This is a genomic window from Rhabdothermincola salaria (assembly GCF_021246445.1).
GTDB classification, from domain to species: domain Bacteria; phylum Actinomycetota; class Acidimicrobiia; order Acidimicrobiales; family Acidimicrobilacustridaceae; genus Rhabdothermincola_A; species Rhabdothermincola_A salaria.
Genome location: NZ_JAJQXW010000004.1, coordinates 78,610 through 94,989, shown reverse-complemented (window position 1 = coordinate 94,989; position 16,380 = coordinate 78,610). Strand labels below are relative to the sequence as shown.

4 protein-coding genes are annotated in these 16,380 nt (G+C 67.4%); all 4 read left to right on the top strand.

The window, feature by feature from the left end; translation table 11 throughout:
• Positions 1-250 precede the first annotated feature (250 nt).
• The 4 genes from LUW87_RS15685 to LUW87_RS15670 are packed head-to-tail and all read left to right on the top strand — an operon-like array spanning position 251 to position 16,357.
• Entirely contained in the window at positions 251-3,097 is a 2,847-nt protein-coding gene (locus LUW87_RS15685; RefSeq protein WP_232672147.1) for a DEAD/DEAH box helicase, read from the top strand.
• A complete protein-coding gene (locus LUW87_RS15680) occupies positions 3,094-7,878 on the top strand; it encodes an Eco57I restriction-modification methylase domain-containing protein (RefSeq protein ID WP_232672146.1) in 4,785 nt (1,594 codons plus the stop codon). Before LUW87_RS15685 ends, LUW87_RS15680 begins: the two co-directional genes overlap by 4 nt.
• Positions 7,875-14,207, top strand: a complete 6,333-nt coding sequence (locus LUW87_RS15675) for a DEAD/DEAH box helicase (RefSeq protein WP_232672145.1) — start codon at positions 7,875-7,877, stop codon at positions 14,205-14,207. Before LUW87_RS15680 ends, LUW87_RS15675 begins: the two co-directional genes overlap by 4 nt.
• Positions 14,207-16,357 (top strand): UvrD-helicase domain-containing protein, encoded by a 2,151-nt coding sequence (locus LUW87_RS15670; protein ID WP_232672144.1) that lies wholly within the window; start codon positions 14,207-14,209, stop codon positions 16,355-16,357. The genes LUW87_RS15675 and LUW87_RS15670 overlap by 1 nt, the downstream gene beginning before the upstream one ends.
• The last annotated feature ends 23 nt before the right edge of the window (positions 16,358-16,380 follow it).

The following is a 16,380-nucleotide window of genomic DNA, read 5'->3' as shown; positions in this document are numbered from 1 at the left end:
TATCACGAACGGGTCTCGGTGACGTCCTGGTGTCAGACAGGCGCGAGAGTCTCAGGCTCGTTTGCGGTTCTTGGCCTACGGTGCACGGAGTTGCGAAGGAGACCTTGGCGAAGTGACGGGAATGGCGGCAAGCGAGTCTGACGTCCTCGGGGTCGATGGCTTCGTCGATGAGCCGCCGGTCATTCGGAGGACCGGCGCGTCAGATCGACAGATCTGGACCGCTGTCAACGCTCAGGTGGTGGTCTGAGCCATGCCCACCCGGACCGCTGACGACCTCTTGCCGCACATCGCCAGTGGCGCTCAGGTGCTGGTACGTGATGAGGAGTGGCTGGTCCGCGCCGTGCAACACACCCCGTCGGATGGGCTCATGGTCCGGTGCATCGGGACGTCGTCGTTCGTGCGCGACGCCGAGGCGACGTTCTTCACCAAGCTCGACAGCGTTGAGCCGCTGCGCCCTGAAGAGACGCGTCTGGTCGACGACGATTCCCCCAACTTCCGGCGCAGTCGTCTCTATCTCGAGGCCATCCTGCGCAAGACCCCGGTGCCGTCGAGCGACACCGAACTGGCCGTCGCCAGCCGCCAGCTCCTTGACCGCCTCGAGTACCAACGGCGAGCGGTCCACAAGGCGCTCGACAACCTGCAACCCAGGGTGCTCATCGCCGACGCCGTTGGTCTGGGCAAGACGCTCGAGGTCGGGCTGCTGTTGTCCGAGCTCATCCGGCGGGGGAGGGGCGAGCGCATCCTGGTGGTCACGCCGCGCCACATTCTCGAGCAGTTCCAGCACGAGCTGTGGACCCGCTTCGCCATCCCGCTCGTGCGCCTCGACTCCGAGGGCATCCAGCGGGTGCGACGCAAGATCCCCGCCAACCGGAACCCATTCGCTCACTACCGCCGGGCGATCATCTCGATCGACACTCTCAAGAACGCCGGCCGCTACCGCCACCACCTCGAGGGCATCCACTGGGACGCCGTCGTGATCGACGAGTGCCACAACCTCGTGAACCGGGGCACCCTCAACAACCAGCTCGCCCGGGTGCTCGCTCCTCGCACCGAGGCGCTCATCCTCACGTCGGCCACACCCCACAACGGCGACCCCGAGAGCTTCGCCGAGCTCATCCGTCTTCTCGACCCCACCGCGATCGTGGATCCCAAGAACATCCAGCCCGGTGACATCGAGCACCTCTACATCCGCCGCCACAAGGCTCACGAGGAGGTTTCGGCCGAGGTCGGCCACCAGTGGGCCGACCGCCTCCCGCCCCGCCCCATCCCGGTTACGCCCGACCGGGCCGAGTCAGCCATGTTCGCCGAGCTGTCCGACACCTGGATCCATCCCGACGGCCCGGCGCCGGTCACGGGCAAGGGCTCGAGCCTCTTTCCCTGGACGCTCTTCAAGGCCGCCCTGTCGTCGCACAAGGCACTGGCCGAGACCATCCGCAACCGGCGCCGCAACCTGCACAACAGCAACGGGGAGCTGAAGGACCCGGCGAGGAAGGCCGAGGACGACGCCCTGACCCGCCTGGGCGAGCTGGCCGAAGCGGTCGACGACACCGGGGCGGCAAAGCTTCAGTCGCTCGTCGAGCAACTGAAGGCGATCGACATCGGTCCCCGCTCAGACATCCGCGTGGTCATCTTCTCCGAACGCATCGCCACCCTCGACTGGCTCCACGCCATGCTCCCGGAGCTGCTCGGCCTCGACGCGGACAAGCACGTCCGAGTCCTGCACGGCGGGCTCGCCGACGTGAAGCAGATGGACGTCATCGAGGAGTTCGGACTCGGCGACTCCAAGGTCCGCATGCTGCTCACCGGCGATATGGCTTCGGAGGGCGTGAACCTCCACCGCCAGTGCCACCACCTCATCCACTTCGACCTGCCGTGGTCGCTCATCACCATCGAGCAGCGCAACGGCCGCATCGACCGCTATGGCCAGGAGCATCCGCCCGACATTCGAGCCCTCGTGGTCACCCCCGACCACCCCCGCCTCGTCGGCGACGTCCGGGTCCTCTCTCGCCTTCTCCATCGCGAGGACGAGGCCCACCGGGCCTTCGGCGAGTCCGGGTCGCTGCTCGGCCTTCACGCCCCCGATGCCGAGGAAGAGGCGATCATGCAGGCGCTCAAGGATGGCGTCGACGCAGACGACGTGATCCCCATCAAGCCAGAGAAGCCGTTCGACCTGCTCACCCTTATGAGTGGCGGCACCGGCCTTGATCCAGTGGCGGAACGCAACCCACCGTCGCTCTTCGCCTCCGACCACGAGTTCGTCACCGAGGCCATGGCATCGGCCTTCGCCGACCCCGGCACCCTCGAGCTGCGGGGCGATAGCACCGACCCCTCGTTCCTCTCCCTCACCCCACCGAAGGACCTCGTCCGCCGCCTCTCGGCGTTGCCTCAGACCTACCTCTCCGAGCAGAAGGTCGTCGACCGCCTGAAGGTCACCGCCGACCACCACACCGCCAACACCCAGCTCGACCGCGCCCGGCAGTCCGAGGACTCGCAGTGGCCCGAGGTCGGGTTCCTCTCGCCGCTGCACCCGCTAGTCGACTGGCTCGTCGACAAGGTGCTGGTCGGCATCGGTCGCAATCAGGCGCCGATCATCGCCGCCGACGTCGGCACCCCGACGTTCTGCGTCCAGGGCGTGTGGTCGAACGGCCGGGGGCGACCCCAGCTCGTGGACTGGCTGGCGATCGGCCTCGGCACCGGTGGCGACCATCGAATCGACGACCTGTTTGACGTGCTCGATGCGGCCGGCGTCGGCCCCCGTATGGCCAACCCTGGCCTGGCCTCCGACCCGCTGCTCCTTCAGCATGCCCTCCCCGGTGTGGTCGAGGCCGCCCGCGCCGAGCTGGATCGCCGCCGGTCTGAGCACGACGATCGGGTGGACGAGCTGCTCACCGGCCCTCGCGATCGACTCGAGGCCTGGGTGGGTCGCTCCCACCAGCTCGCCCTCGAGCTCGAGATCGAGCGCCGCCGAACCGAGAAGCAGCGCCAGATCGACGACGTCGAGGCCTCGACCGCCCGGCTCATCGAGTCACTGCGCACCACCGGCTCACCGTTGGTGCGGGTCCTCGCAGTGTTGGTGCCGAAGGACGTACGGGTATGAGTTTCGACAGCATCGTCAACCGGGCCGAATTCTTCTCCGACCACTACCTCGATGCGCGCTTGGCCAGCGACCTCGAGGACCTAAGGAAGGGGTGGGACGTAGCAGAGGGGCGCGGCCGCCCCACCGCTCGGACCGGCTTGCGGTCGTTACACCGGGCGTTCTTCGACGCCCGAGCGGCGGTGACCGAGGCCAGCACGGCTGCGTACCCCAATGCCGTGCGCACGCTCAACGATGTCGTGCTCACCGCTCTCGGGTTCTCCCCTGAGCGCGCCGACGCCACCTTTGAACGCAACACTGGCACTGACGAACTCGTCGTGCCTATCGCCGCCCGCGTCGACACCGCCACCGGGCCGCTGTTGGTGGCCGTCGACGCCGGTGCCGCATCGGAAGTCGACGAGCTGTTCGACACGGACGCCCGCGAGGAGGGGCGGCCCCCTGGCTGTCTCCTCGAGCCGCTGCGCCGTGACGGCGACAAGGTGAAGGTCACGTCGGTGGCCGACGTGCCCGGCGAGTTGTTCTCGGTCGACGACCCGCCTCGGTTCGTGCTCCTGTGCGGCGGTTCGTCGCTGCTGCTGGCCGAGCGGTCGAAGTGGGCCGAAGGTCGCTTCCTCGCAGTCCAGTTCGACGCCGCATTGGAGCGATCCGATACCAAGGCCAAGGGCGAGCTCGAGACCATCGCCGCCCTCTTCTCCGCAGATGCTCTCGTGCCCGATCATCTCGCCGGCGAGGAGGATGGCTCCACGTCATTCTTCGACGAGGTCGACGACAAGCAGAACCGCCACGCCGTCGGCGTGTCCAAGGAACTGCGCGAGGGCATGCGCCGCTCGGTCGAGGTGCTGGCCAACGAGGTCATCGCCCAGCGGCTGGCCAAGAATCTCGCCGTTTACTCGGGCGAGAACAAGGTCGATCCCTCCGCCCTCACCCGCCAGTGTCTGCGCTACCTCTACCGCCTGATCGTGCTGCTCTACGCCGAATCGCGGCCCGAGCTGGGTGTGCTGCCCACCAACGACGACGCCTACCTGGCCGGCTACAGCCTCGACCGGCTGCGCGAGCTGGTCTTGGTGGAGCTTGACGACGAACACGCCCGCACCGGCACCCACCTCGACGAATCGCTGCGGGTGCTGTTCGGACTGGTGAACGACGGCTACCACGCCGAGGTCGCTGAGCAGATGCTGGTGTTCGAGCCCGAAGCCCCGGGCGCCACCCGCTCGGCCGAGGACTACTTGCAGTTCCCCGGCCTCGACGCCACCATCTTCGACCCCGGCTCCACGCCGCTGCTCGACTCGGTGCCGCTGCGCAACGAGGCCCTCCAGCGGGTCCTGGCTCTGCTCATGCTCAACCGGGAGGGCAAGAAGAAGACCGACCAACGCGGCTTCATCTCCTACGCCCAGCTCGGTATCAACCAGCTCGGCGCGGTGTACGAGGGGCTCATGGCCTACACGGGCTTCTTCGCCCAGCGCGACCAGGACCTTTACGAGGTGGCCAAGGGCGGCGACCCTTCCGGCGGAACCTGGATGGTGCCGGTCAGCGACGCCGACGATTTCCCCGACGAGGTGTTCGTCCGCGAGACCGACCCACTGAGCGGACGCACCGAACGGGTGCGTCACCCCGGCGGCAGCTATGTCTACCGCCTGGCCGGCCGCGACCGGCAACGCTCGGCCAGCTACTACACGCCCGAGGTTCTCACCTCGTGCGTGGTGCGCCACGCCCTGGCCGAGCTGCTCGGCACCGACGACCACGCCCGCGTCCCCGGCGGGTCGGCCGGCGTCACTGAGGCCCGCCAGATCCTCGACCTCACCATCTGCGAGCCGGCGCTCGGCTCGGGAGCGTTCCTCAACGAGGCCATCAACCAGCTCTCGGCCGAGTACCTCAAACGCCGCCAGGCCGAGCTCGGCGAGACCCTCGACGCCGAGCGCTACCAGCGCGAGCTTCAGAAGGTGAAGGCCCACTTCGCCCTCCACCAGAGCTACGGGGTCGACCTCAACACCACCGCCGTGGAGCTGGCCGAGGTCAGCCTCTGGCTCAACTGCATGTATCCCGGCCTCAAGGCCCCTTGGTTCGGTCTCCGCCTCCGCCGCGGCAACAGCCTCGTCGGCTGCCGACGGGCCACGTGGAACGCCGGTCGTCTGAAGGACAAACTCTGGGCCAAGGACAAGGCCGCCGAGGCCGTGCCGCCCACCGATCGGCCGCTCTCCGAGACGCTCGAGCCCGATGAGATCCATCACTTCCTCCTTCCGGGCCACGGCTGGGGTGCCGTCGCCGGCCGCAAAGAAGCCAAGGAGCTCGCCCCCGACCAGGCCAAGGCGCTGGCGGAGTGGCGCAAGACGATCCTCAAGGCGCCGAGCGCCAAGGACGCCGATCGCCTCACCGCCCTCGCCGCCGGAGTAGAGCGCCTGTGGGAGGAGGCGACCGACCTCCTCGACCGCCTCAACCAACGCATGCGCCGGCCGCTCGGCCTCTACGGCACCGACGGCGATGGTGGAGCGCCGGCAGACGATCGCCGAGCCGCCGAAAAGATCCTGAACAACCCCGAGTCCGCTCTGGGGCGGCTTCGGCTGGTGATGGACGCATGGGTCGGCCTGTGGTTCTGGACGCTCGACGGCGAGGTGAAGCTTCCGACGTGGAACGAGTGGCTGACGACCCTGGAACGGATCATCGGTCCCAAGCCGACGGAACCGACCGGGCAGCTCGATCTGTTTGCCGACCTGGAGGCGATTCAGGCGGCTGAGAAGTTGCGAGCAGCGGGTCGCGAATCCCTCTTGGCGGCCTTGGATGAACTTTCCTGGCTCCGTCGGTCGACCGACCTCGCCCGCAAGGAAGGAGCGTGGCACTGGGAGCTTGAGTACGCGCCCCTGTTCCGCGCAGGCGGATTCAGCCTTCAAGTGGGAAACCCACCATGGGTGCGACCGAGATGGCTAGATGACACCGTTCTCGCTGAGTGGGAACCATGGTGGGGGATAGTGGAAAAGGCGCCCGAGCGAGAGCGCAAAGCACGGCGGCGGGCGGGTCTAGAGACCCTCGAACGCAAGTCGACCTATCTGGCGGAGGTTGCGTCACATGAAGGGCTCGTCCAGTCGATAGGGTCGATTCAGCTCCGCCCAGTCCTCGCTGGTGTCCAAACCAACCTCTACATGGTCTTCATGGACACCGTCTGGCGTCATGCGGGTGCTCTGGGGGCCATAGGTCTGGCCCAGCCAATTCGCCATCTGGTCGATCCGAAGGCCGGGCAACTCCGCGAGCTCGCTTACAGACGGTTTTGTCGGCACTTTTTGTTCCTTAACGCACTTCTACTTTTTGAGGAAGTTGACTTCTGGGTAGAGTATGCCGTCGCCATATATGGGCCGGCTGGCGAAGTGTCATTCCAACAGATTGCGGGCCTCGTCCACCCCATCCAGGTCGACGGTTCCTTCGACCACGACGGATCGGGCCCCGCCCCTGGGGTGCAACTGCCCGCCGGCGGGTGGGATCTTCGAGTTCATCGAAGTCGAATTGTACGGATTGACATCGAGGTTCTGTCGGATTGGGCTCAGCTCTTCGACGAGCCTGGCACGGCCCCGAGCCAAGCCCGACTGATGCGCCCCGTCAGCAGCCAAGACCTTGGAGCTCTATCAGCCCTCGCGAGTCAACCTGTAAGGCTCAACGATCACGGGTACTTTTGGAGTGCCGGCTGGCATGAGAAAGGGGCAAAGGAAGACGGTTCTATCTTGTGGGATACGGAAGTGCCGGGTACATGGGATGATGTAATTCTCCAGGGACCTCATTTCACTGTTGCGACGCCCTTTGCGAAACAACCCAACGAAGGATGTCGACACAACCAAGACTACGAGGAGTGGGATCTCGTTGGCTTGTTGGCCGACGTGGTCCCACGGACGAACTACCAACGTCGAACCGACCGGGATACCTTCTTGAGTCGCTACACGCACTGGGATGGACGTCCTTCTTCGTCGTACGTCCGAATGATTTACCGCTCAATGACTCAGCCTGGGCTGGAGCGGTCGTTGCATCCGGCCTTGATCATGCCAGGACCGACTCACGTCAATGCATGTCACACAATCGCGATGCAGGATGCATCTAGGACGGTGCTCCTAGCGGGACTCTGGTCGTCCATTCCATACGACTATCTGGTTAAGCAAGTAGGAAAGTCCAATATCCAGGACACAACCGTCACCCGCTCTGTGTTTCCTCTCTACACGCCATTCGCCGAGCCGATCCTCATTCGAACTGCTCGACTGAACTGCCTGACCTCTACCTATGCTCCCCTTTGGGAAGACCTTCACTCTCCGACCTGGCTCAACGACCGCTGGACGGACCCGCTCCTACGTCGGGTCCTGCTTGGTGTAGGGCAGACCGCTTGGACAATGGACACGCCGTTACGCGGCGACTTCGAGCGCCGGCTCGCACTCGTCGAGATCGATGCTCTCGCAGCGCTCATGCTTGGCCTCACAGCTGAGCAGCTTTGTGCGATGTACCGGACGCAGTTCGCGGTTTTGCGCAAGTACGAGTACGCCATGGCGTTCGACTCTGAGGGGCGCAAGATCTGCGCTCACCACCAGTCGGCCGGCTATCGCCAAGCTCAGCTCCAGCAGGAGGCGAAGGACAAGAGGCGGGGGCCGGAGTGGAAGAGCGTGTGGAAGATGTTCGAGCAGTGGGAGGAGGACCCGGACTCGGTGGACTGGGAGGGCCAGTACACGCCGCCTTTCACCCGGCCCGATCGTGAGGCGGAGATGACCCGTGCCTACGTCGAGTTCCAGCGTCGCCTCGACGCGGGGGAGTACGGATGATCCCTTCGCTGGTGGCAGGCGAGGTCCGCCGAGCGTTGGTCGACTACCTGGCCACTACCTTCTCGCTGGCGGACGACGACGTGCGGGACGCGCTCGAGGCGTTCCTGACCGATCCGGCTCAGGGGATCTTTCGGGGGCCCTACCTGCGGGTGCGCACGCCGTTCCGGCCTGTCGGGTCGGACTGGAAGTCGCCGCTGGGCTGGCTACCCGAGGGGCTCGTTCCGTACCAGCACCAGGCTGCCGCTTTCGAGCGGTTGTCCAGCGTCGGCGGGCGTGACCCCGAAGCCACCCTCGTCACCACCGGCACCGGGTCCGGTAAGACCGAGTGTTTCCTTCTGCCGATCCTCGACCACTGTGCCCGTCAGCGCGACATCGGCGGCAAGGGGATCAAGGCGTTGATCCTGTACCCGATGAACGCCCTGGCATCGGATCAGGCAACGCGCATCGCGGGGCTCATCGCCGAGGACCCCCGCCTGTCGGGGCTCACCGCCGGGCTGTACATCGGTGACAACGGCAGCCACACGACCATGGGACCCGACCACCTGGTCGACGAGCGCTACGCCCTGCGCACTAGCCCTCCCGACATCCTGCTCACCAACTACAAGATGCTCGACTTCCTGTTGCTGCGGCGCGAGGACCACGACCTGTGGGCAGCGAACGAGCCGGAGACGCTCCGCTACGTGGTGCTCGACGAGTTCCACACCTACGACGGCGCCCAGGGCACCGACGTGGCCATGCTCCTGCGCCGACTCGGGGCGACGCTCGACATGGCGACGCCCGACCGGCCCCTGGGCTCGGCGGCGCCGGTGGCGACGTCGGCCACCATGGGTAGCGAGCGGTCGGCCGAGGCCGATCTGCGCGACTTCGCCACAAAGGTGTTCGGGGTCGACGTCGGTGCCGACGCGGTGATCGGCGAGACCCGTCAGACCGTCGACGAGGCCTGCGGGCGCGTCGACTACGAGCTCCCGATACCCAGTGTCGACGATGTGCTCCAGATCGACGAGGACGACCTCGAGGCGTTGGCCTTCGCCTTCTGCCACCGGCCCGACGATCCCACCCACACCCCGGTGGGCGACCCAGTCGAGCTCGGGGTGCGCCTGCTCGCCCACCCCCTCACCCGGGCCGTGCTCAGCGCGGTGGGTGAGCGCACCCGCTCGTTCGACGACGCAGTGGTGGAGATCGTGGCCCGGGCACCCGACTGGGGACGGGTGGCCCAACACGACCCCGAACGGGTCGCCATCGCCGTGTCGCGCTACCTCGCCCTGCTGTCGATCGCCCGGCGACGGGTCGGCACCCGGATCACCCCTCTGCTGCCGGTCGAAGTGCAGCTCTGGGTGCGCGAGGTGTCACGCGTGCTGCGAGGCGTCGATGCCACTACGTCGTTCCGTTGGGCCGACGCGCCGGCGGCCGCGGCCCTTCCGGCCCCCCTCGCCGAGAACGGCGAGGGTGTAGTGGGCCAAGGCCCCATGGCAGCCGCGGTCGATCTGCCGGCCGTCTACTGCCGCCGGTGCGGCCACGCCGGCTGGATGACCCTGCGCTCCGAACTACGGGACACGTTCTCCGACAACCCCGGCGCCATCTACCGCGCCGCCATCGACCGGTCGCCACTGGTGAGGGTGGTCCTGCGCGCCCACGGCGAGGACCCCGCCGCAGTGCCCTTCGACCCGATCGCTCTGCGGGTGACGGGTACGGCGGACGAGCACACCATCGCCGTCCACGTGAGCGTCGAAGACGACGACGGTCGCCGCCAGACCTGCCCGGCGTGCCGTGAGACCGACGCCATCCGCTTCGTCGGCCTCGCCGTTGCCTCGTTGGCCTCCGTGACGATCAACACCATGTTCGGCTCAGCCCATGTCGAGGCCGAGGAGCGCAAGCTCCTGGCCTTCACCGATTCGGTGCAGGACGCCTCGCACCGAGCGGCCTTCTTCGCAGGCCGTAGCCACCGCTTCAACCTGCGGGCGCTCATCTCGGGTGTACTCCAGGACCACCCCGACGGCATCAACCTGGTCGACCTGGGCGATGCGCTCATGGCCGAGGCCCATACGCCTCACGACCGCTTCGGGCTCGTGCCCCCTGATCTGCTTCGCGATCACCGGGTGCGGCCGGTGTGGACCGAGGACCCACCAGCCGATGCACTAGCCGTCCTCGACAGCCGGGTCGGCTTCGAGGTCGACCTCGAGTTCGGCCTGCGGGCCCGGGTCGGCCGCACCCTCGAGCAATCGGTGGCCGCAGCCAGCGGGGTGGCGTGGGGCGAACTCGACGAGGCGGTCGACCTGGCGGCAGAAGCGGTCCGGGACGTTCTCGGCGACCTGGCCGAAACGGTCGAGCGCGGGCTCGAGGGCTACGTGCTCGGGCTGGGCGAGCGGCTGCGCACCAGCGGCGCCCTCTTCCACCCATTGCTGCAGAAGTACGTCGAGGACGGCGGCAAGCAGTGGTTCATCTGGGGCGGCCGACCCGCCGGGCTGCCCCCGTTCGCCCAAGGCCAGGGCCGCCCGATCTTCGCGACCACCGCAGGACGAAGCGAGTTCGACTCGCTGACCGCGATGGCCATGACGCCGACGTGGTTCATCGACTGGGCAGCGCGCACCCTCGGGCTGGACCCGGTGCATGCACAGGCCGTCAACCAGCGGGTCGTCGACACGCTGGCACAAGCGACCGAAGTGATCCGGCGCGTCGACGCCGCCGGTGGTCAGCGGGTCTACGGGCTCGACCGGCGTGCGGTCGTGGCCGTCGACATCCCCGGCACCGGCGACGAGCTGCTGGACCCGGTCGTGGTGCGGTGCGATCTGTGCGGCGCGGCCGACACGGTACTTCCCGACATACACGACCGGTGGATCGGCGTGCCCTGCCGTCGTTACCGCTGCCCCGGTCACCTCCGTTCCCAAACGGTGGTGGACAGCGGCTACTACCGCCGCTTCTACCGCCAGGGCCGACCTCGCCGGGTCGTCACCGCCGAGCACACGGGACTGCTCAACCGCCGCGAGCGTGAAGCGGTCGAGACCGCGTTCAAGGTCGGCACCGCGCCGGACGCACCCAACGTGCTCACAGCCACACCCACGCTCGAGATGGGCATCGACATCGGCGACCTCTCCGCCGTGATGCTCACCTCGGTGCCCCGCAACCCGGCGTCGTACATCCAACGAGTCGGGCGGGCGGGCCGGGCCACGGGCAACGCTCTCGTCACTACCTTCGTTCGCAGCGACACCCACGGGCTGTACTACCTGGCCGAACCCGAGGCCATGCTCGCCGGGGTCGTCCGCCCACCGAACTGCTACCTCGAGGCAACCGAGACGCTCGAGCGTCAGTACGTCGCCTACCTCATCGACCTGATCGCCAAGGGCACTGTCGCCGGCCCGCCCCTGGCCAACCGCGTCGGCGATCTCATGAAGCGGGCGTTCGAGGCCGAGGGCCTCTTCCGGGTGATCGTCGACGCCTCGATCGGGACACCGGCCCACGTAGACGCGTTCATCGACCTGTTCGGCACCCAGCTCACGAAACCCGCAGCCGACAAGCTGCGGGACTTTGCCGGTGGCGGCATCGAGCCGCGCTTGAAGGAGGCGGCCGACGACTGGTTCGGGCACCGCAAGGACCTCGACCTGCGCCGCAACCGCCTCAACACCGCCATCGACAAGCTCGAGGCCATCGGCAACCGCAGCGAGCCCGACGAGGAGGAGCTGAAGTCGCTCAAGGGCCAGCGGTCGGCGGTGGTTCGCCTCCTGCGCGACCACCGCGACGAGTACTCGCTGAGCGCCCTCGAACGCATCGGCGTGCTGCCCAACTACACGCTGGTCGACGACTCGGTTGAGCTGTCGGCCACCATGTGGTCGAAGGTCGACGACGAGTACCGCACCGAGGTCGTGTCTTACGACCGACCCGGCCGCATCGCCATCCGGGAGTTCGCCCCCGGCAACACCTTCTACGCCGACGGCCACCGCCACGTCGTCGACGCGCTCGAGATCGGCGCAGCCGCCGAGCCGCTCTACGAGCGCTGGCGCCTCTGCCCCGACTGCGCCTTCGCCGACCTCGAGCAGGAGGGAAGACCGCCCACGACCTGCCCCCGGTGCGGCCGGGCCGGCATCGCCGACGTCGGTTCCCAGCATTGGGTGCTACGTCTGCGCACTACGCTGGCCTCGGGATCCGAGGAGCAGTCCCGGGTGTACGACGACACCGACGAACGGGTCCGAGAGGGCTACGAGGTCGTCACGCTCGTCGACCCTGAGCCGACCGAGGTCAGCGGGGCGTGGCTCATCCAGGCGCAGACCTTCGGCGCCGAGCTGTGCCACCGCACCCGGCTGCGGACGTTCAACCTGGGCATGAGCGAACGGCCCGGGGAGCAACGTCCAGTGGCGGGCCAGGACCGCCACGTCGCGTCGTTCACGGTGTGCCGCCACTGCGGTGCGGTGAAGGATGCGCGCAACGACGGTGGTGGCAGGCGCCCCGAGCGCCTGCACCAGGGCTGGTGCAAGGTCCGGTCAGGTTCCGTCGGCGAGCAGTGGGACCCGGTGGTGCTGTTGCACGAGCTCACCACCGAGGCCATCCGTTTCGTGGTGCCCGTCTCGATGTTCGAGGTCGACGAGCGCTTGGTGAGCTTCAAGGCAGCGCTACTGCTCGGCATTCGGGCCCGCCTCGGTGGCAACCCCGAGCACCTCACGGTTGCCACCGCAGACGCCCCCAACGTGAGTGGCCAGGGCCGGCGCCGGTTTCTTGTGCTGTATGACCAGGTACCCGGTGGCACGGGATATCTCGGACCGCTCGCCGACCCCGACGAGGTCCACCAGATCCTCCTCGCCGCACGCGAGCACATCGTGCGGTGCCCGTGCCGCTCCGAGGGCCGCCCCGCGTGCCACCGCTGCCTGCTCGGCGTCATCGACCGGTGGGAGTACGACCTGGCCCGGCGTGAGCTGGCCAAGGAACTGCTCGACGCCTTGCTCGAGGACTGGGACCCGATCAAGGTGGCCACCATCGGCGACGTGAGCATCGCCCAGGTCGAGGAGTCCGAGCTCGAGCGGCGGTTCAAGGTGGCCCTTCGCGAGTGGGTGGAGCACGACACCAGCGGCGAGCTCGACTACATCAGGGTGCCGGGCAAGGGTCGCTACGAAGCCTTCGAGCTCACCATCACCCGGGGCGCCGACGTCATCCGGTACCGCATCGAGGAGCAGCCCGGCCTGATGACCTCGCCGAACACGGCGCCCGACTTTCTGATCAAGCGCATGGACGCAGCTGCACCTGAGGTCACCATCTACCTCGACGGCTACCAGTTCCACGCCTCAGCCGACCACAACAGAATCGCCGACGACGCTCGCAAACGCGCCGGCGTGCGGGCGTCCGGCCGGCTGGTGTGGAACCTGTCGTGGGACGACGTCGAACGCTTCCACACCGCCGTCACCGCCGACCCGCCCCAGATCCCCCCACACCGCACCTTGCTCGGCACCGACGCCAAGGGGAAGGCGCAGCAAGTCCACCTGGCCCGCCACGGCACCATCGATGTCGGCGAGATCCAGCGCAACCCCATGGACCTGCTGCTGCAGTACCTGATCCGCCCCAGTAATGAGGATTGGCGCCGACTCGCCCTCTCCTCCGTCGCGGGTCTCGCCGGCGCATCCGGCCCTCCTCGGGTCGATGCCGAGCAGATGAGCTCGGTGTTGGATGCGGTGTTGGCGAGTGAGCCGTTCGATGTCGCAGGCACGGCCGATCCCGAGGCGACCATAGGGATGGTGGCGACGACGTCGACTGTCAACGGTCTTGACCTGGTGCTCTATCTGGACCTCGCCGATCCCAATGCCGAGCGGTGGACCGCCTTCGCCGTGCTGCCCGACGACGATGCCGCCGTGACCGATCTCTCGCACCGGGCCCGGTGGTCGGACTGGTTGGCCTGGGCCAATGTTCTGCAGTTCCTGGGTACGCCCGACGACAGCACCGGCGCCGTGATCGCGGGGTCGACCCAGGCGACGAGCGGCGATCACGACGACCTCTGGATCCGCCACCGAGCTGGAGCCGTCGCGTTGACTGGAGTGACGGCATCGGTGGCCGACGGGGTGGGCGAGCCTCCTTCGCCGATGGTCGCCACCCTCACCGAGGAGCAACGCGAGGAGCTCGAGCTGATCGACGACGACGTGCGGGTGCTGGTCGAAGCGGTCCTCGGGGCCGACAGCCCGAACTTCGTGGCTGGGTTCGAGACCAGCGACGGGCTTGTCGTGGAAGCGGCGTTCCCCGACCGCAAGGTGGGCGTGGTGCTTGTGGGCGACGAGGTCCCCGAAGGCTGGGATGCTCGACCGGTGCGGGACTGGACGATCGACGAACTTCAAGACGCACTCCGAGGGTGGAACTGATGGCGACGCTGGCCGTGGCACGCGAGTTCCTCTCCGACTATTCGAAGCTGGACCGCGTCATCCAGAACCGGGTGCACGACCTGGCCGGGAAGTGCCGGCTCCTGTCGATGGCCGAGCTCAACCAGGCCAAGGGCATCCACCTCGAGACCTACAAGCACCAGAAGGACAAGCGGGCGAGGACGATCCGGCTCGGTGACAACCACCGCGGAATCGTCCTCGTACCCGACGGGTCCGACCGGGTGGTGCTCGTCGACGTGATGACCCACGACGACGCTGACCGCTGGATGCTCAACAACGAGTTCAAGGTGAACGCCGCTACCGGGGCGTTGGAGGTGTTCGACGCCGGCGCGATCGCTTCGCAGATCGAAGCTGTCGGACAGAGAGTGGCTGCCACTCCCGAGCCGGCGGCCCTGTTGTACGACCATCGCAAAGACAAGGACTTCACTCAGCTCGGTATCGACGAATCGATGCTGCCTCTATTGCGGGTGATGGATGACGAGTCGCAGCTCGAAGCCCTGATGCTCGTGTTGCCTCAGGGGCAGGCTGAGGCGTTGATCCTCCTGACGGGCGACGAGTCGGTGGACGTCATCTACGCCCAGGTGGCGGGAAACATCGACCCTGAGGAGATCGACACCGACGACCTCGCTGCCGCCATCGTCGCGCCGGCCTCGCGGGCGCACTTCCACGTCGTCACCGACGAGGACGACCTCGCCGAGATGCTGGCCCGTCCGTTGGCCCAATGGCGCACCTATCTGCACCAGTCCCAGCACGAGATCGCCTACCGGCCCACCTACAACGGCCCGGCCCGCGTCACGGGCGGCGCCGGCACGGGCAAGACGGTCGTGGCGATGCACCGGGCCAAGGCCCTGGCCGAGAACCTCGAGGGCTCCACTTCGAGGCCGATCTTGTTCACCACCTTCACCCGGAACCTCGCCCAGGCGATCGAGCGTGACCTCCGCCTCCTCGGCGGCTCCGACCTGCTCGACGTCACCGACGTCGTCAACGTCGACCGGTTGGCCAACCAAATGGTGAAGGACATCGAGGGGTCAGCGCCTCAGATCATCCAGGACAGTCGGCTCCTCGAGCTCTGGGACGAGAAGATCCTCGAGCTCGGCTATGACCTCACCCCGACGTTCGTGCTCCAGGAATGGGAGCAGGTCGTCCTGGCCCAGGGCCTCGACTCGCGCGACGAGTACTTCCGGGCGAGCAGAGCCGGCCGAGGCACCCGGCTGGACCGCAAGCAGCGGGCCCAGGTGTGGAAGGTGATCGAGGCGGCAACCCGGGAGATGGAGTCACGCAACGTCCGCACCCACCTCCAGGTGGCGGCCAAGGCGGCGGGCTACATGGAGCAGGAGCAGATCAAGCCGTACCAGCACGTGATCGTCGACGAAGCCCAGGACCTTCACGAGGCGCAGTGGCGGCTGTTGCGTGCGGTGGTGGGGGAAGGCGAGAACGACCTGTTCATCGTGGGTGACTCCCACCAGCGCATCTACGGCCGGCGCAGCTCGCTCAGCAAGGTCGGCATCAACATTCGCGGCCGCTCCAAGAAGCTCAAGATCAACTACCGGACCACCCGCCAGATCCTGCGGTGGTCGCTCGCCGTGCTCGGCGAAGGCGAGTACGACGACCTCGACGAAGGGACGGACAACCAGGACGTCGCCGGCTACCACAGCTTCCTCGACGGCGCGGTCCCGACGTGCGTGGGTTTCGCCACTAGAGGCGAGATGATCGAAGGCCTCGCCGAGCGTGTGAAGCAATGGATCGCCGAGGGTGTCGACGAGTCTGCGATCGGGATCGCGGCTCGGACCAAGGGGACGTTCCCTGCTGTTGAGCGAGCCCTCCGGGACGTGGGGGTGCTGGCGTTCGAGTTGGGCCCCGACCTCAGCGCGTCCGATGGTGTGGCCATCGGCACGATGCACCGGATGAAGGGCCTCGAGTACCGCTGCGTTGCGGTGATCGACGCGTCCTCCGACGAGCTCCCGAACCCGAAGTTCCTCACGCCCGAGTCCGAGGACCCAGTGCAGCATGAGGCCGAGATTCGCCGAGAGCGTTCGCTTCTCTACGTCGCTTCGACGAGAGCTCGCGACGACCTCTGGGTGGCGTGGTCCGGCTCTCCGAGTCGCTTTCTCACCCCCGTCTTGGGGATCTGAACCATGCCAACGGTCAGTCGATG